Below are 20,149 nucleotides of genomic sequence, written 5' to 3' on the forward strand. Positions count from 1 at the left end.
CAGTGCAGCGGAACATCGGGAAGCGTGGCGCCGTCTAGATTGCTTCGCTCCGCTCGCAATGACGGCGGCGCAAGGACGGCACCTCGCGCACGTGCCGGGCTCCGTCCGGCGCGAAAATGCGCTACCCCCCGTGGGCATGCGCTTCTATCTCGGCCTCGCCACCACCTTCCACGACCCGGCCCTCGCCCTGGTCGGGCCCGACGGCACCCTGCTCTTCGCCGAGGCGGCGGAGCGCGCCCTGCAGTACAAGCGCGCGCCGAACTGCGAGCCGGACGCCCCGTCGCAGATGGCCGCACTGCTGAAGGCGCACGTCCCGCCGGGCTCGGAACTCGTCGTCGCCTCGACCTGGGGCCCGCAATTCACCGACTTCCTGCGGGGTCAGGCCGGCGCCGGGGCCTTCGACCTGATGGCGCTCGCCGCCCACACCACGGCGCTCAACCGCTCCTTCGTGCCCGAGCAGGCCGAGCGGGTGTTCATCGCCGACCTCCACGGCGCGCAGGAGCGGGCCGGCCACGGCACCCTGCTGGCCCTGAACCAGGAGGCGCGGATCAGCGGCGCGGCGCCCCGGGCGACGATCGCCGGGCAGCGGCGCTACCCGCACCACCTGTGCCACGCCGCCTACGGCCTCTGGGGCAGCCCCTTCGAGACGGCCACCGCCCTGGTGGTCGACGGCATGGGCGAGACCGGTGCGGCGGCGATCTACCGCCTGGAGGGCGGCCGGATCACGGAGCTGCGCCGCCACCGCGGGCGCGGCTCGCTGGGCTTCCTGTACGGGCTGATCACCGACCTCGCCGGCTTCGATCAGGTGAAGGGCGAGGAGTGGAAGATCATGGGGCTCGCCCCCTACGGCCGGCCCGACCCGGACCTCGCCGCCCTGCTCGGCCGGCTCTGCACGGTCGAGGGCCACCGCCTGCGCTACGCCGACGCGGAGACGATCCGGGCGGTCGCCGCGGAGATCCGCGCCCGCCGTCCGGCCGATGCCCTGGAGAACGGCTGGCCCGACCTCGCCCGCTGCGGCCAGGACCTGTTCGCGACGCTGATGGACGCGCTGGTGGCGGAGGCCCACGCGCTGGCGCCGTCCGAGAACCTCGTGATCGCGGGCGGCTGCGGGCTGAACTCCTCCTACAACGGCCGGGTGCTCGGCCGGTCCGGCTTCACCCGGCTGCACGTGCCCTCGGCCCCGGCGGACGACGGCAACGCGGTCGGCGCGGCGTGGCTCGCCTACGCGGAGGACCATCCGGACTGGGCCGGGCCGCCGCCGGCGCAGCGCCCGCTCTCGCCCTATCTGGGCTCGCGGGTCCCGACCGGCGCGATGGAGCGGCTCGCCGAGCAGGAGCCCCGCGCTCGGCGCGTCGGCCACGCGGAGGCGACCCGCGGGGCGGCGCGGATCCTGGCCGAGGGCGGCCTCGTCGGCTGGGTGCAGGGCCGGGCGGAGTTCGGGCCCCGGGCGCTCGGCAACCGGTCGATCCTGGCCGATCCGCGGCCGGAGGGCGCCAAGGACGCCCTCAACGCCAAGGTGAAGTACCGGGAGGCGTTCAGGCCGTTCGCGCCGTCGATCCTGGCGGAGGCCGGGCCGGACTGGTTCGAGGATTACGCCGACAGCCCCTACATGGAGCGCACCCTGGTCTGGCGCGAGGCGGTCCGCGCCCGCGTCCCTGCGGTGGTCCACGCGGACGGCACCGGCCGGCTCCAGAGCGTCACGGCGGCGCGCAACCCGGCCTACGCGGCCCTGATCGGCGCCTTCGCGGAGATCACCGGCGTGCCGATCCTGCTCAACACGAGCTTCAACGTGATGGGCAAGCCGATCCTCCACGGCGCGGAGGACGCGATCCTGATGTTCTACACCACCGGCCTCGACGCCCTCGTGGTCGAGGACTGGCTGGTCGTGAAATGAGACGCGCCGCGCCCCCGGGGGACGCGGCGCCGGTCCGATAACCGCGGACGCAATTTACTCGCAGACCTCGACGCGGCGGTAGGTGAACTCGCCGTCGCCGAGCCACTCCTTGCGGCGCTCGTAGTGGCAGATCGGGCCGCGGCGCTCGCGCACCACGATGGTCTCGGGCTCCTCGACCACGACCCGGCGCGGGCGGTACTCCGGCGGCGGCGGCGGCGGCGGGTTCGCGCCGTTGACGAGGGCGCTGCCGACCATGCCGCCGACGACGCCGGCCGCGAGGCCGCCGACGATGGCGCCGGTCTGGTCGCGGGCGGTGGCCGGGGCGACCGCCCCGAGCACCAGGGTGACCGCGAGGGCTGCGGCCCCAGCGCGGATCGTCGTGAAGGAACCGTTCAAGGACACGCGAAACATCTCCCGTTCGTGTTGAGGATGATCCAACACCGGGAGGATTAAGAATCCGCGAAGTGGGCCAATTGAATTGTGTGCCGGATAAGGCGGCCCGCGGTCGCTCCGGCCCGAGGCGAGGCGCTGCCGTCCTTGCGAGCGCAGCGAAGCAACCCAGGGCAGCGCGCTTTGCCCGGATGCAGCCGTGTCCCTGGATTGCTTCGCTGCGCTCGCAAGGACGGAATGGGCACTTCCCGCGCCGGACGCGGCTGCCGCAGATCCCCCTTCAGAGCAGCCCGTCGAGAGATCCCACCACCGTCGTGGGCGCCAGATCCGCGTACTCGTCGGGCAGGCCCCTGCGGTTGACCCAGGCGGTCCGGAACCCGAAGGCCCCCGCCCCCGCCACGTCCCAGCGGTTCGACGAGCAGAACAGCACGTCGCCCTGCCCCACCGCCAGCCGGGTCAGGGCGATCCGGTAGGCGTCGGGATGGGTCTTGAACACCTGCGCGTCGTCCACCGAGAGGACCGCGTCGAGGTGGTCGGCCAGCCCCGCGGAGGCGACCGCCCGGTCGACCATGGCGGCGTTGCCGTTGGTGAGGACGGCGGTGCGGATGCCACGCTTGCGCAGGGCCGCCAGCACGCCCGGGACCTCCGGGTAGGCCTCGAGGTCCCGGTAGGCGTCGAGGAGCCGCTCGCGCAGACCGGGATCGACGTTCGGGTGGACCGCCAGGGCGTAGTCGAGGGCCCGCACGGTGAGGTCCCAGAAGGCGGCGTACTGGCCCATCAGCGACAGGGTCCAGCTGTACTCGAGCTGCTTGTTGCGCCAGACCTCGGAGAGGTGGGCGGCGTCCGGCCCCACCGCCTCGGCGTAGCGCTGGACCGCGGCGTTCACGTCGAACAGCGTGCCGTAGGCGTCGAACACCGCGGCCTTCACGCCCGCGAGGGGATTCGGTGCGTCGGTCATGGCGGTCCTCACTGGGTGCTCTCGCCCGATCTGGGGCCGGACCCGCGCGGCGGCGAGCCCGGCCGGGTCACTCAGGCCCGGCGCAGGCGCAGGCCGAACAGGTGCAGCAGGCCCGCCAGCAGGCCGCCGTAGACCAGGGCTCCGGCGAGCCCCAGCACCGCCAGGACGACGAGGTCGCGCCCGTGCGGCAGCGCCGGCACCAGCGCCTGGACGAGCCCCTGGCCGTAGACGGCGACCGCCGCGAGCCCGAGGCAGGCCAGCGCCACCCCCGCGACGGTGAGGCCGAGCGTGCGCCCCGGCGCCGTCCAGTCCCGGCGCTTGGCCAGGACGAGCAGCAGCAGCAGGTTCACCCACTGGGCGACCGCGGTGGCGAGCGCGAGGCCGGTGACGCCGTAGGGGCCGGTGAGCCACAGCTTCAGGATGACGTTGACGCCGATCGCGGTCAGGGAGGCCCAGAGCGGCGTCTTCGTGTCCTGGCGGGCGTAGAAGCTCGCCACGGCGCTGCGCACCAGCACGACGGCCGGCAGCGCGAGGCCGTAGGCCGCCAGCACCGAGGCCGCCCGCGCCGCGTCCTCGGCGCTGAAGGCGCCGCGCTGGAACAGGGCCGCCATGATCAGGCTCGGGATGGTCAGGAACGCCACGGTGAACGGCGCCGAGAGGGCCAGGGAGAAGCCCGCGGCCCGGTTCTGGGCCGCGTGGGCGCCGGCGACGTCGCCGGCCGCGATCCGGCGGCTCATCTCGGGCAGCAGCACGGTGCCGGCCGCGATGGCGATGACGCCGAAGGGCAGCTGGTAGAGCCGGTCGGCGTAGTAGAGCGCCGAGACCGCCCCGGTGGGCAGCCAGCTCGCGATGATCGTGTCGGCGAAGGCCGCGATCTGGAAGCCGGCCGAGCCGATCACCGCGGGCCCGAGCACGACGAAGAAGCGCTTGAGCGCGGGATCGAGGCGCGGCACCGCGAGGTCCGGCATCACGCGGACGCGGCGGCAGCCCCACCACAGCAGCCCGAACTGGAGCACGCCCGAGACCGCGACGCCCCAGGCGGCGGCGTAGGCCGCGTTCGGGAACAGGAAGCTCAACCCCAGGGCCGCCAGCATGGCGAGGTTGAGCAGGACCGGGGCGCCCGCCGCCACGGCGAAGTGCCGGTGGGCGTTCAGGATGCCCGACAGCAGCGTCACCAGCGTCATGAACAGCAGGTACGGGAAGGTGATGCGGGTCAGCGCCACGGCGAGCTGGAAGCGCTCGCCGTCCTCGGCGAAGCCCGGCGCCAGGGCGTGGACCACCCAGGGCATGGCCGGCAGGGCGAGATTGAGCAGCACGAGCTGCACGATCAGCATCAGGGTGAAGACGCGGTCGGCGAAGCGGTGCGCCGCCCCGGGCTCGCCGGCCTCCGCGAGCCCGGCATAGGCCGGCACGAAGGCGGTGTTGAACGCGCCCTCGCCGAAGATCGCGCGGAAATGGTTCGGGAGCCGGAAGGCGACCACGAAGGCGTCCGCCAGCGGCCCGGCGCCCATCACGGCGGCCATGACCACGTCGCGGGCGAAGCCGGTGACGCGGGAGACCAGGGTCCAGCCGCCGACCGACAGGATCGAGCGGATCATGGGTTGGGGCGCTCGCCCACCACCTCCCCCCGCAACGGGGGCGGGCGGGAGCACGGTCGAAGCGTCGCGCGTGTCGATCGAGAGGAAATGGCCGGCCCCATCTGCACCGGGTCAGCCGGCGTCGCGCGCATCAAGAGCCGGTTTCGTGCGCCACCTCAAGGGTGCCGCGGACACAGGATCCGCGGCACCGGCGATACGCCTCAGCGGGTCGCCTCGGCGTACATCTTCTCCACGTGCTCCCAGTTCACGAGGTTCTCGATGAACGCCTTCAGGTAGTCGGGCCGGCGGTTGCGGTAGTCGATGTAGTAGGAGTGCTCCCACACGTCGACGCCGAGGATCGGCTTGGCGCCGTGGACCAGCGGGTTCTCGCCGTTCGGGGTCTTCATGATCGCGAGCTTGCCGTCCTTGACGGCGAGCCACGCCCAGCCCGAGCCGAACTGGCCGACGCCCGCCTGGATGAAGTCCGCCTTGAACTTCTCGGCGCCGCCGAGATCCTCGTCGATCTTCTTGGCCAGCGCGCCCGGGATCGCGCCGCCGCCGTTCGGCTTCATCCACTGCCAGAAGTGGATGTGGTTGTAGTGCTGGCCGGCGTTGTTGAAGAGCGGCTGATTCGTGTTGTAGGCGGCCTTGACGATCTCCTCGACGCTCTTGCCCTGGAGATCCGTGCCCTCAAGCAGCTTGTTGCCCGTGTCGACGTAGGCCTTGTGGTGCTTGTCGTGGTGGAACTCGAGGGTCTCCTTCGACATGTACGGCCCCAGCGCGTCGTAGGCGTAGGGCAGTTCCGGCAGGGTGAAGGTCATCGCGTCTATCTCCGCTTAGCAGGGGGCGGCCTCGTCCCCGGCGGGGGCTCCCGAGTCGAGAGCCCGCTAGGTAAGTCGGTGGCCGCGGGACGGCAACGCCGTTCCGCCACGGCGGCGCGGGAAGTTCCGCAGATCGCCGGCACGCGGCGGCTCGGCCGGCCCGGAGATAGCCGGCGCAGATCCGGACTATTCCGGTTTCCCAGACATCTCGGCCCCGAGTTTTGCAATATGACGGCTAGGCCTTACTGTGCGGCACGCCTTGAGCGCCGGCCGTCAGCCGGCCCGTGTCAGAGAGTACCATGATCGCTGCGCTGTTCGCGCTCGCCGCCGCCATGATCATCGGGGGCTGCGCCGCCGTGATCCAGGGCTTCCCGTACGTGCGTCTGGAGAGCGGGCTCGCGATGGTGATCGCGGGATCGGTCGCGGCCTCGTCGGGCGCGGTGCTGCTCGGCCTCGGCGTCGTGGCGCTCGGCTTCCGGCGGGTGGAGCGCGCGCTCGGGCGCGCCCCGGTGACCGGCGCGCGGCCGGCCCCCGCGGCGGCACCGGCATCGGCACTGGCCCCCGTCGACGAGGCCCGGACCCGGCTGCCGCCGGTCCTGCCGGCGGCGCCCGCCTTCATCGTGCCGTCGGTGGTCGAGCCGGCCTTCGATCCCGAGCGGCCCCGGATCGAGCCGAGCCTGGAGCTCCGGGCCGACGAGGCCCGCGCCCGCTTCCCAGAACCCGGCGCGGTCGAGACCCCGAAGTCGGTTCCGGCCGAACCGGCGCCCGTGGTCCCGCCCGTCCGCGTCCCGGAGGCGGACCGCCGCCCCGAGCCGGACGCGCCGACCGAGCGCGCGATCGCGCCCGAGGACGACCTGTTCGCCGCCCCCGAGCCGCCGCCGCGGGAAGAGCCCGAGAAGGCAGCCGCGGAGGAGCCGCCGGCCCTGCGCCCGAGCCTCGACACGCCCCCCGAGCCCGAGCCGGCCCCACCGGCCGCCCCGCGCACCGTCGTGGGGCGCTACGCCTCCGGCGGCAACACCTACGTGATGTTCGAGGACGGCTCGATCGAGGCGGAGACGCCGCAGGGCCGCTTCACCTTCGCGTCCCTCGACGAGCTGAAGGCCTTCGTGGACGGCGGCGGCGAGTCCGGAACCCGCGGCGCGGCGTGAACCCGCCCCGGGGACGGCCGCGGCGTCACACCAGCGGGTTGAGGCTGTCGTTGCGCGGCGGGATCGGGGCCCGCATGGTCAGGGAGAAGCCTCCGGGGGCGTAGTCGGTGGTCACCTCGGCCTGGACCTGGGTGATCAGGACCCTCTGCAGCAGGCGCGAGCCGAAGCCCTGGCGGCTCGGCGGCGAGACCGGCGGCCCGCCGGTCTCGCGCCAGGAGAACTGCAGGATCCCGGCCGGGCCGCCGGGCTCCAGGGACCATTCCACCGCCACCCGGCCGGTGCGGTTCGACAGGGCCCCGTACTTCGCCGCGTTGGTGGTCAGCTCGTGGATCGCCATGCCGATCGGCACCGCGATCTCGGAGGGCAGGTCGATCGCCGGCCCGTCGAGGCTGATGCGCCCCTCGGCGGCGCCGTCCGGGGCCACCTCCGCGTAGGGCTTCAGCTCGTTGCGCAGGAGATTGGCGATCGACGCCGTCTGCCACGTGTCCTCGGTGAGCACCGAGTGTGTGTGCGCCAGGGATTTGATCCGCCCGACGAAGGCCTCGTAGAAGCTCTCGATGCTGGACGCCGTCCGCGCGGTGGAGCCCACGATGGCCTGGACGGTCGCCAGCGTGTTCTTGACCCGGTGGTGCAGCTCGCGGATCAGCAGGCTCTGGCGCTCCTCCGCGACCCGGCGGTCGGTCACGTCCGCGACGACGCCGATCAGGCGGCGCGGCAGGCGGCCGGGGGCGTCGCGCTCGAACCGGCCGGCCATGTCGATCGTGCGCCACACGCCGTCGGACTTGCGCCGGATCCGGCCGCTGATGTGCAGGTCCCCGTCCTCGCGCAGCGCCTGGGAGATCGCCCGCCGGACCGCGGGGCGGTCGTCCGGGTGGAGGATGTCGTTGAGAAACTCGGTCTTGCCGATCGTCCCGTCCTCGGGCGCGTGCCCGAAGATCTCGTACATGTGCTCGTTCTCCCAGATCGCCTGGTCCTCGAGCATGTGCCACTCGAAGATGCCGAGCCGGGCGACCGTGGTGGCGACCCGCAGGCGCTGGTCGCGGGACAGGATCTCGTCCCGGGCCTCGACCCGCGTGGTGATGTCCTGGAGGACGCCGACCATGCCGATCGGCGCGCCGTCGGGGCCCGGCACGGCCTGCCCCCGCACCCGCAGGATCACGGTCCGCCCGGCCACCGTCGTGGCCGTGTCGAACTGGTAGGGCTCGTCGGTCCCGTCGGCCTCGGCGATCAGCGCGCTCAGGCGCGCGAGCTCCGCCGGCGACAGGCCGGCCTTCAGCTCCTCCCACGAGACGGAGCGGCCCGGCGGCCGCTCGAGGATGCGGGCGGCGCGGCGCGACAGGGTGAGGAGGCCGGTCGCGCGGTCCCAGCGCCATTCCCCGAGTCCGGCGGCCGCGAGGGCCTCGCGGTTCGCCTCGGAATGGGCCGCCGCGTCCACGTCGACCGTCTCGACCGCCAGGGTCCGGCCCGCGCGCCGGACCCGCACGTCGAGGGGCGTGCCGTCCGCCCGGCGCCAGACCTGGAGACCGTCCCGGAGCCCCTCCGGCCCCTCGCCCAGGAGTTCGGCGGCCGCGCGCCCGGGCAGGGTGCCGGGCGGCCAGCCGGCGAGATCGTGCAGGGCCCGGTTGGCGGCGACGATCCCCGCCTCGTCCGCCGACAGCACGGCGAGGCCGATCGCGGCCTCGTCGAAGCCGGCGCGCAACGGGTCCTCCGCCGCCGGGTCCTGACCCACCCTCTCATTCACTCGGAAGAATCCTCGAACGCGCCGTGGCGCGCTCCCGCCGGAGATGAGCCCCCTCCCGCCACGATCCCGGACCGCGGCGGGCCCTGAGGATGGCGCCCGAGCGTGACTGTGGCAAGGCGTTCCGCTCCGCCTGCGGCGACCGGGCACCCGCGCGACCCGACCACGGGGGCTCTCAGCGGGGGCGGCGGGCGAATTCCAGATAGGTGGGCCGGCGGCCCGCTTCCAGCGCCTTGGCCTCGTAGCGCGTGCCGGGCCAGCCCGGGAACGGCCGCGTCCAGTCCCGCGCGTCCCGCGCCGTCCAGGCGAGGACCGGGCACCGCGCGGCCCGGACGAGCGTCCAGCCGGCATAGTCGTCGATGTCGCTGGCGAAGCGGAACAGGCCGCCGTCCTTCAGGACCCGGCCGATCTCGGCGAGCGACGCGTCGGAGACGAACCGGCGCTTGCGCTGCCGCCGCTTGGGCCAGGGATCGGGATAGAGCAGGTAGACCCGGTCGAGGCAGGCATCCGGCAGGCGCGCCAGCAGGGCGGTCACGTCCTCGTCGCGGATGCGGACGTTGCGCAGCGCCCGGGCCTCGATCGCCGCCAGCAGCTTGACCACGCCGTTGACGAAGGGCTCGGCGCCGATGATGCCGACGGCTGGATGCGCGGCCGCCTGGGCGGCGAGGTGCTCGCCGCCGCCGAAGCCGATCTCCAGCCACAGCGCCTCCGGCGGCGCCGGCATGGCCGGGAACAGCGCGCGCGGATCGAGGATCGCGTCGCCCGGCGGCAGGTCGACCCGCAGGCTCGGCAGCAGCTCGGCGAGCCGGCGCTCCTGCTGCCCGCGCAGGCGCTTGCCCTTGCGGCGCCCGAAGAAGGCGCGCTCCGGCTCCTCGACCGGGTGGTCGGAGCGTCCAGGGGCGTCGGTGTCCACCGGCTCAGTCTACCTCGGAGATGGGACGCGTCCCGGGTCACGACCGGAGACGGGGCGCGTCGGTGGGAGGCCGTCCGGGACAGCACGCCCGGCACGCCGCGACGCGGCACGATCGGGTGGCGCGGCACCCGCGCGGACGCCGCGGCGCCGAACGCACCGCGCCGCCAGCGCCCGGACGGGATCCCCGGCCGCGGAGCGTCCGGGACCGGGCGGCGCTCAAAGCACCGCCCGCACCGCCTTCACGTCACCCCGGCGCGCCGCCGATCTCCGGCCCGCGCGTCGGCCCGGGGCCGAGCGGAAGCCGCCCTCAGGCCAGCGCCGACTTCAGCTTGCCGGCGAGGTCGGTGCGCTCCCACGAGAAGCCGCCGTCGGCCTCGGGGGCGCGGCCGAAATGGCCGTAGGCCGAGGTGCGCGCGTAGATCGGCTTGTTCAGGCTGAGCGCCGTGCGGATGCCGCGGGGCGACAGGTCCATGGCGTCCATCAGCACGGCCTCGAGCTTGGCCTCGTCGACCGTGCCGGTGCCGTGCAGGTCCACGTAGATCGAGAGCGGCTTGGACACGCCGATCGCGTAGGCGAGCTGGATCGTGGCGCGGCTGGCGAGGCCCGCGGCCACCACGTTCTTGGCGAGGTAGCGCGCCGCGTAGGCCGCCGAGCGGTCGACCTTCGTCGGGTCCTTGCCGGAGAACGCGCCGCCGCCGTGCGGGGCCGCGCCGCCGTAGGTGTCGACGATGATCTTGCGGCCGGTGAGGCCGGCGTCGCCGTCCGGGCCGCCGATCACGAACTTGCCGGTCGGGTTCACGTGCCAGACCGTGCCCTCGTTGACCCAGCCCTGCGGCAGCGCCTTCAGGATGTAGGGCTCGACGATGGCGCGCACGTCCGCGGAATCAAGGGACTCGTCGAGGTGCTGGGTCGACAGCACGATCTGGGTCACCTCGACCGGGCGGCCGTTCTCGTAGCGGACCGTGACCTGGCTCTTGGCGTCGGGGCCGAGCTTGGCGGCGTCGCCCTGCTTCGCCTTGCGGGCGTCGGCGAGGTCCTTGAGGATCTTGTGGGCGTAGAAGATCGGCGCCGGCATCAGCTCCGGCGTCTCGTCGGCGGCGTAGCCGAACATGATGCCCTGGTCGCCCGCGCCCTCGTCCTTGTTGCCGGCCGCGTCCACGCCCTGGGCGATGTCGGCCGACTGGGCGTGCAGGTGGATCGCGACGTCGTTGTTCTTCCAGTGGAAGCCCGACTGCTCGTAGCCGATATCCTTCACGGCCTCGCGGGTCAGAGCCTCGAGGTCCTTGAAGGTCACCGAATCGGGTCCGCGCACCTCGCCGGCGATGACGATGCGGTTGGTCGTGGCGAGTGTCTCGACGCCGAGCCGCGCCTCCGGCATCGCCGCGAGGTAGGCGTCGACCACGGTGTCCGAGATCCTGTCGCAGACCTTGTCGGGGTGTCCCTCGGACACGGACTCGCTGGTGAACAGGTAGTTGGAACGCGGCATCGGACGGCCTCGGCTGCAGAGGTACGCCGTCGCGATCGCGGCGTTTGACCCTTCATGGGGCCGGGGTTCTCGCACCCGGCCGGGGGCCGGTCAAGATGGAGGAACGAACGGATCCGCTATACCGGACGAAGCGACCGGAAAAACGATCGCGCGACGCCCCGGGGCCTGCCCTCGCCCTCAGCCGCCGAGCTTGCTCTCGAGGGCCCGGATGGCGTCGGCCACGTCGCGGCGCGCCTCCTCGGAGAAGTTCTCGGTGATGTGGCGGCCCACGACTTCCGCCAGCCCCTTCAGCCCGGCTTCCGACAGGGTCGACTGCTCGCGCTCGCTGAAGCCCGGCGCGATGAAGTCATCGTTCCGGGGCATTCCTTTGAAGAAGTAATCCATCGGCACGCCGGTCATGCGCGAGAAGATGTCGAGATGGACGGCGCTGATCCGGTTGGTTCCCTTCTCGTACTTCTGGAGCTGAGCTGCAGACATACCGAAGCTCTGCGCGACGCGGCGCTGTGTGAGCGATGCCTTGCGGCGCTGCTCGGCGATGCGTTGCCCGACATAGACGTCGCGCTGATCGGTCTTCTGGCCCGCCATGAAGTGCTCGTCCACCCCCTGCCATGAATCCTGGCGGCAAAGCTTAGCGCGCCCCTCGGTACTTGTCACCGGCAGGCGTTCGACGTGGTGGACGATTTGCTCACGGCTCTGCGGCCGGGAGATCTGCAAGAATAGACAACTTGGTGTCCCCGGCAGGGCTCGAACCTGCGACCCCAGGTTTCATACCACTTCGGCTTTCGCCGCCGCGCCCCGAAGGACCGCGTTCGTGGCCTGGACTATCCCTTCACCGTGGGCTGGACTGCATCCAACCGGTAGGTGCCGCCCGTCTAGTCTCTACACCTTCCCGCAGAACGCCGGGGCGCCGCGCGGGCTTGGCTCGGGATCGGCAGAGCATCGGACGGCGGCGCGTCGATGCCGGAAGCTTTCCCCGACTTTGAGCGGATCCGTCGCGCGGTTTCCCGGCGCGACGCCCAATTGAACCTTCTAGGAAACCTGTGCTCTGTCCAGCTGAGCTACGGAGACGACCGGCGCTCCATAGCATTCTCGCCGGCCGAGGCCAACCGCGACCGGTGGGGCGGCGCGGTGCCGGAGCCCGCGATCGCGGGGGGAACCGATGCGCGGGCGCGCGGCGGTCGTGCGGGGACGCCCGCTGGCGACCTCGATGGCGACCTTGATGGCGGCGGCGCTCGCCGCGGCGCCGCCCTGTCCGGCACGCGCCGCGCCTGGCGCCGGGTCGTCGGCGTGCGCGACCGGGCCGGCGCGCGACGAGGTGGTGGCGGAAATCGGGCCCCGCGGGGAGATCCGTATGGTCTCGGGCCTCCGGGCGGTGCTGGACTCGCTGCGCTGGCCGGATACGCCGGAGGCCGCGTCCGCCGCGCGGGTCTGGCTCGAGACCCGGCGGGGCGCCCGGGTCACGGTGGTTCCCCGCGGGCAGCCCGACCGGTGGGACCGCGCGCGGGCCGACCTCCTGGTCGCGGAGGGCGACATCGCGGAGGGCGCGGATCTGGCGGGCGCGGATCTGGCGGGCGGCCTCATCGGGGCCGGGCTGGCATACGCGGACGCGAACGAGGCCGATTCGCTCTGCCGGCCCGGCCTGCGCCTCGTGGAGGCGGCCGCCCGCGCGCGCGGGCTCGGCCTCTGGGGCGCGGCGCGCCCTGCGGCGGGGGACGGCCCGGCGCTCCGGGAGAAGGTCGGACATTTCGTCGTCGCGGAGGGCCGAATCCGCCATGTCGGCGAGCGCGGCGCGCGCACCTATCTCGATTTCGCGGCCCGCGGCACGGACGGCCTCACGGTGACGGTATCGAAACGCACTTGGCGAATGATGCGCGCCCGTGGTTTGAGTGCGGCCTCGCTCGAGGGCCGGCGCGTGCGGGTGCGCGGCCTCCTGGAGGTCCGGCGCGGCCCGACCCTGGAGGTCGCCCTCGACGGGCTCGAGACGCTCGAGGAGACGGACCGGCCGGAGGCCGATCCGGAGGGGGAACGGGGATTGCGGCGCTGATCGCGATGGGCGGGATCACGGGGCACATCGGCGCGGGGCGGACCCGCGCGGCGGGGCGGCGCACCCTCGGCGCGGCGGCGTTGGGCGGCCTCGCCCTGTTGCTCGGCGCCTGCGTGGCCGACCAGACCGAGGCGACCGTGCGGCCGGCCGTGGTGCGGGTGCCCGCGGAGGCGCCGCGCACCACCGGCCGCGAGCGCGCCGCCGATGCCGACCACCTCAAGCTCGTGGCCTCCTTCGGGGGCGAGGCCCGGGCCCCCAACGTCACGCGGATGCTGACCGAGGTGACCGACCGCCTCGTGAAGGCCAGCGACCGGCCCGACCAGGCCTACACGGTGACGCTCCTCGACTCGCCGGTGGTCAACGCCTTCGCGCTGCCGAACGGGCGGCTCTACGTCACCCGCGGCCTCGTGGCCCTGGCGAGCGACACCTCCGAGGTGGCCGCCGTGCTGGCGCACGAGATGGCCCACGTGACCCTCAACCACGCCACGGCCCGCAGCGAGCTCGAGCTGCGCTCGGCGCTCGTCAGCCGCGTCGTGGCCGACGTGCTGAACGACCCCGATACCGGCGCGCAGCTGCAGAGCCAGTCGCGCTTCGCCCTCGCCCGGTTCTCCCGCGAGCAGGAGCTGGAGGCGGACGCCACCGGCGTGCGCACCCTGGCCAAGGCCGGCTACGACCCGTTCGCGGCCGGGCGCTTCCTCGCCGCGCTCAACCGCTCCACGGGGCTGAAGGCCGGCAGCGCCGCCGCGCCCGACATGCTGGCGACCCATCCGGGCACGGCCGAGCGCATCACCCAGGTGACCCGCGCGGCCCGCCGCATCGGCGCGCCGGGCATCGGCACCGACGACCGCGCCGCCTACCTCGCGGCGGTGGACGGGCTCGCCTACGGCGACAACCCGCGCGACGGCGCGGTGCGCGGGCACCGCTTCATCCATCCCGGCCTCGGCATCGCCTTCGAGGTGCCGGAGGGCTTCACCCTGGAGAACACCCGCTCGGCGGTGCTCGGGACCACCCCGGACGGCGCCCGGCGCCTGCTGTTCGACCAGATCGAGGCCAAGGACGGCCAGCCCCTCGAGGCGGTGCTCAAGGCGAGCTGGAACGACGCCCTCGACCCGGCCGGCTTCGAGACCCGGGACGTCGCGGGCCACCCCGCGGCCTTCGCGCTGTCGCGGGGGAAGGAGTGGACCTTCCGCCTCGCCGCCATCCGGATCGGCGACTCGACCTACCGGATGATCATGGCCGCCAAGGGCGCCACCGATCCCGACCCGGCCTTCCGCCGCTGGACCGCGACCCTCGTCGCCGTGTCGCCCGACGAGGCGGTCCTGCGCCCCCTGCGGCTGCAGGTGGTCCAGGCGACCTCGACCAGCGCCGAGGACCTCGCCCGCCGCATGGCGGTGCCCGACCGGGCGCTCGACCGGTTCCTCGTCCTCAACGGGCTGGAGCGGGGCGCCCCGCTGGTGCCGGGACGCGGCTACAAGATCGTCGCGGAATAGCCGCCCTGCGCGGCCGCGCCTTGTGCGGGCGCGGGGCCCGGACATCCTGCCCGGGTCGTTCAGGGAGAGCGCCGTGATTCGATTCTTCTACAATCTCAGCCCCAACCCCATGAAGGTCGCCCTCTGCCTCGAGGAGATGGGGCTGCCCTACGAGCCGGTGCCGGTCGACACCCGCAGGGGCGAGCAGTTCGATCCGGCCTACACGGCCGTCAATCCGAACGGGAAGGTGCCGGCGATCGTCGACGGCGACGTCACCGTGTTCGATTCGAACGCGATCCTGATGTACCTGGCGGGCAAGACCGGCCGGTTCCTGCCGGAGGGCGAGCCGGTCCGCGGCGAGATGCTGTCCTGGCTGATGTTCGTGGCGACCGGCATCGGGCCGTTCTCCGGCCAGTGCGTGCATTTCCGCCACTTCGCGCAGGACGGGGGCGCCTACGCCACCGAGCGCTACGCCTTCGAGGCGCGCCGGCACTGGGGCATCCTCGACCAGCGCCTCGCCGATCGCCCCTACGTGCTGGGCGACACCTACACGATCGTCGACATGGCGGTCTGGGGCTGGGCCCGGATGGTGCCCTTCGTCCTCGGTGAGGGCGCCTTCGGGGACCTGCCCAACGTCAAGCGCCACCTCGACGCGCTCAACGCGCGGCCGGCCGCCCAGGCCGCCGAGGCGCTGAAGGGCCGCCACGCCTTCAAGGCGGAGATGGACGCCGAGGCGCGGGGCTTCATGTTCTGCGCCGTGAAGGGCGCCGCCTGACGCCCCGCCGGACCGGTCCCGCGCCTCAGGGCGCGGGGGCGGTCACCGTGAGCATCGGCAGGGTGACGGAGAGCGTTCCGGCCGGCACGCGCGCGGTGCCGAGCGTGAGGCAGGCGCCGAGTCCGAGACAGAGAGCGAGACCGAGCATCGAGGTCTCGAAGCCGCGATAAACCCATTCCATGACGGTCCCCTTTCGCGAGGCAACCGCAGGATGCGCGCATCGCGTTAAGGGATCGGTGCGCCAGCGCGCACGGTCTCACAGTCCGGAGGCGACGAGGGCCGCGCCCACCGCGATCAGCGCGACGCCGGCCCAGGCGGCGAGGCTGAGGGTCTCGCCGAGCAGGGTGGCGCCGAGGATCGCCACCAGCACGACGCTGAGCTTGTCGATCGGCGCGACCCGGGCAGCGTCGCCCAGCGACAGCGCGCGGAAGTAGCAAAGCCACGACGCCCCGGTGGCGAGCCCCGACAGGACGAGGAAGACGAGGCTCCGACCGGAGACCTGCGCGAGGCCGCCGGCCTGCCCGGAGGCGACCACGATGGCGCCGGCGAAGACCAGGATCACCGCGGTGCGCACGAAGGTCGCGACGTCCGACGGCACGCCCGCGACCCCGACCTTGGCGAGGATCGCGGTCAGCGCCGCGAAGCCGGCGGCGGCGAGCGCCCAGAAGCGCCAGGATTCCAGCAGGGGGCTCACGGAAATTCCCACGCCGTCCCTATTCGCAGGGCTCGGTCGCATCCTCGTCCTTGCGAGCGCAGCGAAGCAACCCAGACAGCGCCACGCTCGACGATGTCGCGCCGCCCTGGGTCGCTTCGCTGCGCTCGCGCTGACGGCGCGGCCCGGCGTGACCCGCACGACTCCTTGCAGAACCGTCAATGTTTCCCGTGAAACATCCGCTGTTCACAGGAGCTTGTCGACGGTGATCGGCAGGTCGCGCACCCGCCTGCCGGTGGCGTGGAAGACCGCGTTGGCGATCGCCGCCGCCGTGCCGACGATGCCGATCTCGCCGAGCCCCTTCACGCCCAGGGGGTTGGCCTTGTCCTCCTCCTCCACGAAGATCACGTCGATGTCGTAGATGTCGGCGTGGACCGGCACGTGGTACTCGCCGAGATTGTGGTTCATGAACCGGCCGATGCGGTGGTCGAGCATCGACTCCTCCTCGAGCGCCGAGCCGATCCCCATCACCACGCCGCCGAGGATCTGGCTGCGCGCCGTCTTCGGGTTCAGCACCTTGCCGGCCGCGATCGCCGAGACGATGCGGGTGACCCGGACCTGACCCAGCTCCTCGTCGACCTTCACCTCGGCGAAGATCGCCGAGTGGGTGTAGGCCTCGTATTTCTGATTGAAGTCCTTGTCGGGTCCGGCCTCCTCGACGGCCTCGACCTTGTCGACGCCGGCCGCCTGGAGCACCTCGACGAGCGACACGCCGCGGCCCGGATCGCCGGCAACGGATATGCGGCCGTCCGAGAACACCGCCCGCTCGAAGTCGACGTTGGCGAGCGGCGAGTTCTCCATGGCTCGGGCGAGCTTGAATACCTGCGCGCCGACGTTGCGGCAGGCCTTCATCACGGCGGTGCCCGAGGAGGCGGCGGTCCACGAGCCGCCGGCGACCGGGGCCTCCGGCAGCCGGGTGTCACCGAGCTTGGTGGTGACCGCGTCCATCGGCAGGCCGAGGGTGTCGGCCGCGATCTGCGTCAGGATCGTGTAGGTGCCGGTGCCGATGTCGCCGGTGGAGTTGCCGACCGTCAGGCGGCCGTCCGGCGTCAGGGTCGCGATGGCGCTCGACTGCATCATCATCGATTCCCAGATGCCGGTGGCCACGCCCCAGCCGACGAGTTCCCGGCCCTCGCGCATGGAGCGGGGCTCAGGGCTGCGCCTCGTCCAGCCGAACCGCTCGGCGCCCTGCCGGAAGCAGCTCTTCAGCTCCTTCGAGCCGAACGGCTTGCCCTCGGCGGTGGCGTCGGACTCGGCGTAGTTCTTCAGCCGCAGCTCGATCGGGTCGAGCCCGGTCGCGTAGGCGAGCTCGTCCATCGCGGTCTCGATGGCGAAGACGCCGGTCACCGCGCCGGGGGCGCGCATGTCGCCGGGCGTCGGCGTGTCGAGCTTCACCAGCCGGTAGCCGAGGGCGACGTTGTCGCAGCGGTAGAGGACGCCCGACCAGTTGACGACGACCTCCTGGTAATCCTCGTACTGCGAGGTGCCCTGGACGGCGTCGTGGCGCAGGGCCGTCAGCCTCCCGTCCGCCTCGGCGCCGAGCGCGATCGTCTGCAGCGCCTCCGACCGGTAGGTGAAGCTCCACAGCTGGTCGCGGGTCAGGGTCACCCGCACCGAGCGCTTCAGCTCCTGGGCGGCCAGCATCGCCAGGAACAGCTGGTACTGCGGGCGCAGGCCCGAGCCGAAGCCGCCGCCGAGATAGGGGTTGAGCACCCGGACCTGATCGGGCTTCAGGCCGAAGACGTTGGTGAGATACTGGTGGCTGTTCGAGACGCCCTGGATCTTGTCGTAGACCGTGTAGGTACCGTCCTGCTCGACCACCACCGTGGAGGCGTGCGGCTCCATCGGGTTGTGGTGCTCGTCGGCGAGGCTGTAGGCACCCTGGACGCGGACCGGCGCGCTGCCGAACGCCGTGTCGGCGTCGCCCCAGGGCTCCGGCGGCGGCTTGATGCCCGTGCGCTTGTAGGGCGGGTCGTAGGCGGTGCCGCGCAGGGCTTCCAGGTCGGTCCCGGGCTCCTCCATCGCGTAGCTCACGCGGACGAGGGACGCGGCGTAGCGCGCGGTCTCGAAATCCTCCGCCACCACCAGGGCGACCGGCTGGCCGCTGAACACGATCAGGTCGTCGTAGAGGGCGCGGAACGGCGAGCCGGGGGGCGCCACCTGGTCCTGGAAGTTCTTGTCCCGCCACGCGGTGCGCGGCCGGTTCTCGTGGGTGAGGACCTTGAGGACGCCCGGTACCGCCTCGGCCTCGGCGGCGTCGATGGCGGTTATCCGGCCCTTGGCGATCGAGCTCGACACGACCACGCCGTAGGCGAGGTCGGGCGCGGCGAACTCGCCCGCGTACTTGGCGAGCCCGGTGACCTTGGCGGGCCCGTCGATGCGGCTGCGCGGGCTGCCGACGAAGGTGTCGCGGCCGGTGGAGCTGAAGGTCTGGGTCATGGCGGGCCCTACTGGATGCGCTTGTCGCTGAGCGACTGGGGCGTGCCGGCGGCGGCCTGCTCGAGGCCGCGCACGATGGCGCGCCGGGCGAGATCGATCTTGAAGCCGTTCTCCGACTGGGGCTTGGCCTCCGCGACGATCAGGTCGGCCGCCGCCTGGAAGCTCTCGCGGGTCGCGGGCCGGCCCTCCAGCAGGGCCTCGGCCTCGCGGTTGCGCCAGGGCTTGTGGGCGACGCCGCCGAGCGCCAGCCGCGCGGTCTTCACACGGTCGCCGTCGAGTTCCAGGGCCGCCGCCACCGAGACCAGCGCGAAGGCGTAGGACAGGCGGTCGCGCAGCTTCAGGTAGGTGTAGTGCTGCGGGAAGCGGCTCTCCGGCAGGTCGACCGACACGATGATCTCGCCGGGGGCGAGGTTCGTGTCCCGCTCGGGCGAGTCCCCCGGCAGGCGGTGGAACTCGGAGAACGGGATCGACCGGTCGCCCTGCGGCCCGCTCACCCGCACGGTGGCCTCCAGAGCGGCCAGCGCGATGCACATGTCGGAGGGGTGGGTGGCGATGCAGTGCGCGCTCGTCCCGAAGATCGCGTGGATGCGGTTCATCCCGCCGATCGCCGGGCAGCCGGAGCCGGGTGCGCGCTTGTTGCAGGGCGTGGCCACGTCGTAGAAATAGTAGCAGCGGGTCCGCTGGAGCAGGTTGCCGCCCGTGGAGGCGGCGTTGCGCAGCTGCGCCGAGGCGCCGGCCAGGATGGCGTTGCGCAGGAGCGGGTACCGGGCCGCGACCCGATCGTCGTAGGCCGCCTTGGCGTTGGTCACGAGCGCCCCGATCCGCAGGCCGTCCCCGTTGTCCTCGATCCGGTCGAGGGGCAGGCGGGTGATGTCGATCAGCCGGCCCGGCTTCTCGACCTCGTACTTCATCAGGTCGATCAGGTTGGTGCCGCCGGCGATGAAGCGGGCCCCGGCCCCGAAGGCCTGCACCGCCTCCGCCACCGTGCCGGCGCGGACGTAGTCGAAGCGGTTCATCGGGCGCCTCCCTGCATGACGTCCTCGATGGCGTCGACGATGTTGGTGTAGGCGCCGCAGCGGCAGATATTGCCGCTCATCGCCTCGCGGATCTCGTCCCGGGTGTGGGCGTGGCCCTCGTTCATCAGGCCGACCGACGAGCAGAGCTGGCCCGGCGTGCAGTAGCCGCACTGGAAGGCGTCGTGCTCGATGAACGCCTCCTGGATCGGGTGGAGGGCGTTGCTGCCCGCCCGGTCGCCGAGGGCGGCCAGCCCCTCGACCGTGGTGATCTCGGCCCCGTCCTTCATCACCGCCAGCGTCAGGCAGGAATTCACCCGGGTGCCGTTCACCAGCACCGTGCAGGCTCCGCACTGGCCGTGGTCGCAGCCCTTCTTGGTGCCGGTGAGGTCGAGCCGCTCGCGCAGGAGGTCGAGGAGCGTGGTCCACGGCGCGACCTGCAGTTCGCGCCGCTGCCCGTTGATCGTCAGCGTGATGCCGATCGGCGTGTCCGCCGACACCGGTGGCTGGGTCTCGAGGCGCATGATGTCGTCCACGGTCTGGGCCGGCCGGGGCCGGGCGGGAGCGGATCGGTCCGGGGCAGCGACCGGCAGCGACGCGCGGGCCGCGGCCTGGGCTTCCGGTCGATAACCATTCCAATCTGCGCCTGTTCCGGAGCGCGCCGTCTCAACCCGTGAGCGAGGGTGGCGCGCCTGCGGCGCGCATATCGGCCGCCGCACCGTCCGACATTGCCGGCCCCACCCCGCCTCGGCTAACCCTCCTTCCCGCAGAG

General features: G+C 72.8%; 18 protein-coding genes. 5 read left to right on the forward strand and 13 right to left on the reverse strand.

From position 1 onward, the window contains the following. Positions 1 to 136 precede the first annotated feature (136 nt). Positions 137 to 1,894: a carbamoyltransferase C-terminal domain-containing protein gene (locus ASG32_RS08165; RefSeq protein WP_056524419.1), complete on the forward strand. Its 1,758-nt coding sequence runs from the start codon at positions 137 to 139 to the stop codon at positions 1,892 to 1,894. Between the two features lie 54 nt (positions 1,895 to 1,948). On the opposite strand, the gene ASG32_RS08170 is transcribed toward ASG32_RS08165, so the two are convergent. The 4 genes from ASG32_RS08170 to ASG32_RS08185 all read right to left on the reverse strand — a co-directional run bounded on the left by ASG32_RS08170 (position 1,949) and on the right by ASG32_RS08185 (position 5,640). Then, a complete protein-coding gene (locus ASG32_RS08170) occupies positions 1,949 to 2,296 on the reverse strand; it encodes a hypothetical protein (RefSeq protein WP_085986790.1) in 348 nt (115 codons plus the stop codon). 268 nt (positions 2,297 to 2,564) lie between these two features. Beyond that, positions 2,565 to 3,242, reverse strand: coding sequence for a haloacid dehalogenase type II (locus ASG32_RS08175; RefSeq protein ID WP_020091318.1), 678 nt, complete (start codon positions 3,240 to 3,242; stop codon positions 2,565 to 2,567). A 71-nt stretch (positions 3,243 to 3,313) separates the two neighbouring features. Further along, positions 3,314 to 4,840, reverse strand: coding sequence for a murein biosynthesis integral membrane protein MurJ (gene murJ, locus ASG32_RS08180; RefSeq protein WP_056524422.1), 1,527 nt, complete (start codon positions 4,838 to 4,840; stop codon positions 3,314 to 3,316). A 200-nt stretch (positions 4,841 to 5,040) separates the two neighbouring features. Then, positions 5,041 to 5,640, reverse strand: coding sequence for a superoxide dismutase (locus ASG32_RS08185; protein ID WP_020091320.1), 600 nt, complete (start codon positions 5,638 to 5,640; stop codon positions 5,041 to 5,043). A 299-nt stretch (positions 5,641 to 5,939) separates the two neighbouring features. Between ASG32_RS08185 and ASG32_RS08190 the strand changes: the two genes are divergently transcribed. After that, positions 5,940 to 6,788: a hypothetical protein gene (locus ASG32_RS08190; protein ID WP_056524425.1), complete on the forward strand. Its 849-nt coding sequence runs from the start codon at positions 5,940 to 5,942 to the stop codon at positions 6,786 to 6,788. Between the two features lie 25 nt (positions 6,789 to 6,813). Here ASG32_RS08190 and ASG32_RS08195 read toward each other — a convergent pair whose 3' ends face one another. The 4 genes from ASG32_RS08195 to ASG32_RS08210 form a co-directional block, all read right to left on the reverse strand. After that, a complete protein-coding gene (locus tag ASG32_RS08195) occupies positions 6,814 to 8,529 on the reverse strand; it encodes an HWE histidine kinase domain-containing protein (RefSeq protein WP_056524428.1) in 1,716 nt (571 codons plus the stop codon). A 172-nt stretch (positions 8,530 to 8,701) separates the two neighbouring features. After that, positions 8,702 to 9,439 (reverse strand): tRNA (guanine(46)-N(7))-methyltransferase TrmB, encoded by a 738-nt coding sequence (locus ASG32_RS08200; RefSeq protein ID WP_056524431.1) that lies wholly within the window; start codon positions 9,437 to 9,439, stop codon positions 8,702 to 8,704. Positions 9,440 to 9,746: 307 nt separating this feature from the next. Further along, positions 9,747 to 10,925, reverse strand: a complete 1,179-nt coding sequence (metK, locus tag ASG32_RS08205; protein WP_020091324.1) for a methionine adenosyltransferase — start codon at positions 10,923 to 10,925, stop codon at positions 9,747 to 9,749. A 177-nt stretch (positions 10,926 to 11,102) separates the two neighbouring features. Next, positions 11,103 to 11,510, reverse strand: a complete 408-nt coding sequence (locus tag ASG32_RS08210) for a helix-turn-helix transcriptional regulator (RefSeq protein ID WP_012321411.1) — start codon at positions 11,508 to 11,510, stop codon at positions 11,103 to 11,105. 766 nt (positions 11,511 to 12,276) lie between these two features. On the opposite strand from ASG32_RS08210, the gene ASG32_RS08215 reads away from it, so the two are divergent. The 3 genes from ASG32_RS08215 (at position 12,277) to ASG32_RS08225 (ending at position 15,213) form a co-directional block, all read left to right on the forward strand. Next, a complete protein-coding gene (locus ASG32_RS08215) occupies positions 12,277 to 12,969 on the forward strand; it encodes a pentapeptide repeat-containing protein (RefSeq protein ID WP_244491852.1) in 693 nt (230 codons plus the stop codon). Between the two features lie 5 nt (positions 12,970 to 12,974). Beyond that, the gene (locus ASG32_RS08220) at positions 12,975 to 14,459 is read left to right on the forward strand and encodes a M48 family metalloprotease (RefSeq protein WP_056524436.1); all 1,485 of its coding nucleotides are present in this window, start codon (positions 12,975 to 12,977) and stop codon (positions 14,457 to 14,459) included. A 73-nt stretch (positions 14,460 to 14,532) separates the two neighbouring features. Then, a complete protein-coding gene (locus tag ASG32_RS08225; RefSeq protein WP_056524584.1) occupies positions 14,533 to 15,213 on the forward strand; it encodes a glutathione S-transferase family protein in 681 nt (226 codons plus the stop codon). A gap of 25 nt (positions 15,214 to 15,238) precedes the next feature. On the opposite strand, the gene ASG32_RS34405 is transcribed toward ASG32_RS08225, so the two are convergent. The 5 genes from ASG32_RS34405 to ASG32_RS08245 all read right to left on the reverse strand — a co-directional run bounded on the left by ASG32_RS34405 (position 15,239) and on the right by ASG32_RS08245 (position 19,901). After that, entirely contained in the window at positions 15,239 to 15,394 is a 156-nt protein-coding gene (locus ASG32_RS34405; protein ID WP_020091329.1) for a hypothetical protein, read from the reverse strand. A gap of 75 nt (positions 15,395 to 15,469) precedes the next feature. Next, the gene (locus tag ASG32_RS08230) at positions 15,470 to 15,907 is read right to left on the reverse strand and encodes an EamA family transporter (RefSeq protein WP_056524439.1); all 438 of its coding nucleotides are present in this window, start codon (positions 15,905 to 15,907) and stop codon (positions 15,470 to 15,472) included. 204 nt (positions 15,908 to 16,111) lie between these two features. Next, on the reverse strand, positions 16,112 to 18,364 hold the full coding sequence (locus ASG32_RS08235) for a xanthine dehydrogenase family protein molybdopterin-binding subunit (protein ID WP_056524442.1): 2,253 nt from the start codon (positions 18,362 to 18,364) through the stop codon (positions 16,112 to 16,114). Positions 18,365 to 18,372: 8 nt separating this feature from the next. Further along, on the reverse strand, positions 18,373 to 19,380 hold the full coding sequence (locus ASG32_RS08240; protein ID WP_056524445.1) for a xanthine dehydrogenase family protein subunit M: 1,008 nt from the start codon (positions 19,378 to 19,380) through the stop codon (positions 18,373 to 18,375). Beyond that, entirely contained in the window at positions 19,377 to 19,901 is a 525-nt protein-coding gene (locus ASG32_RS08245) for a (2Fe-2S)-binding protein (RefSeq protein ID WP_026604649.1), read from the reverse strand. Before ASG32_RS08245 ends, ASG32_RS08240 begins: the two co-directional genes overlap by 4 nt. Between the last annotated feature and the right edge of the window lie 248 nt (positions 19,902 to 20,149).

It is taken from the genome of Methylobacterium sp. Leaf361 (genome assembly GCF_001424445.1).
Lineage (GTDB): Bacteria > Pseudomonadota > Alphaproteobacteria > Rhizobiales > Beijerinckiaceae > Methylobacterium.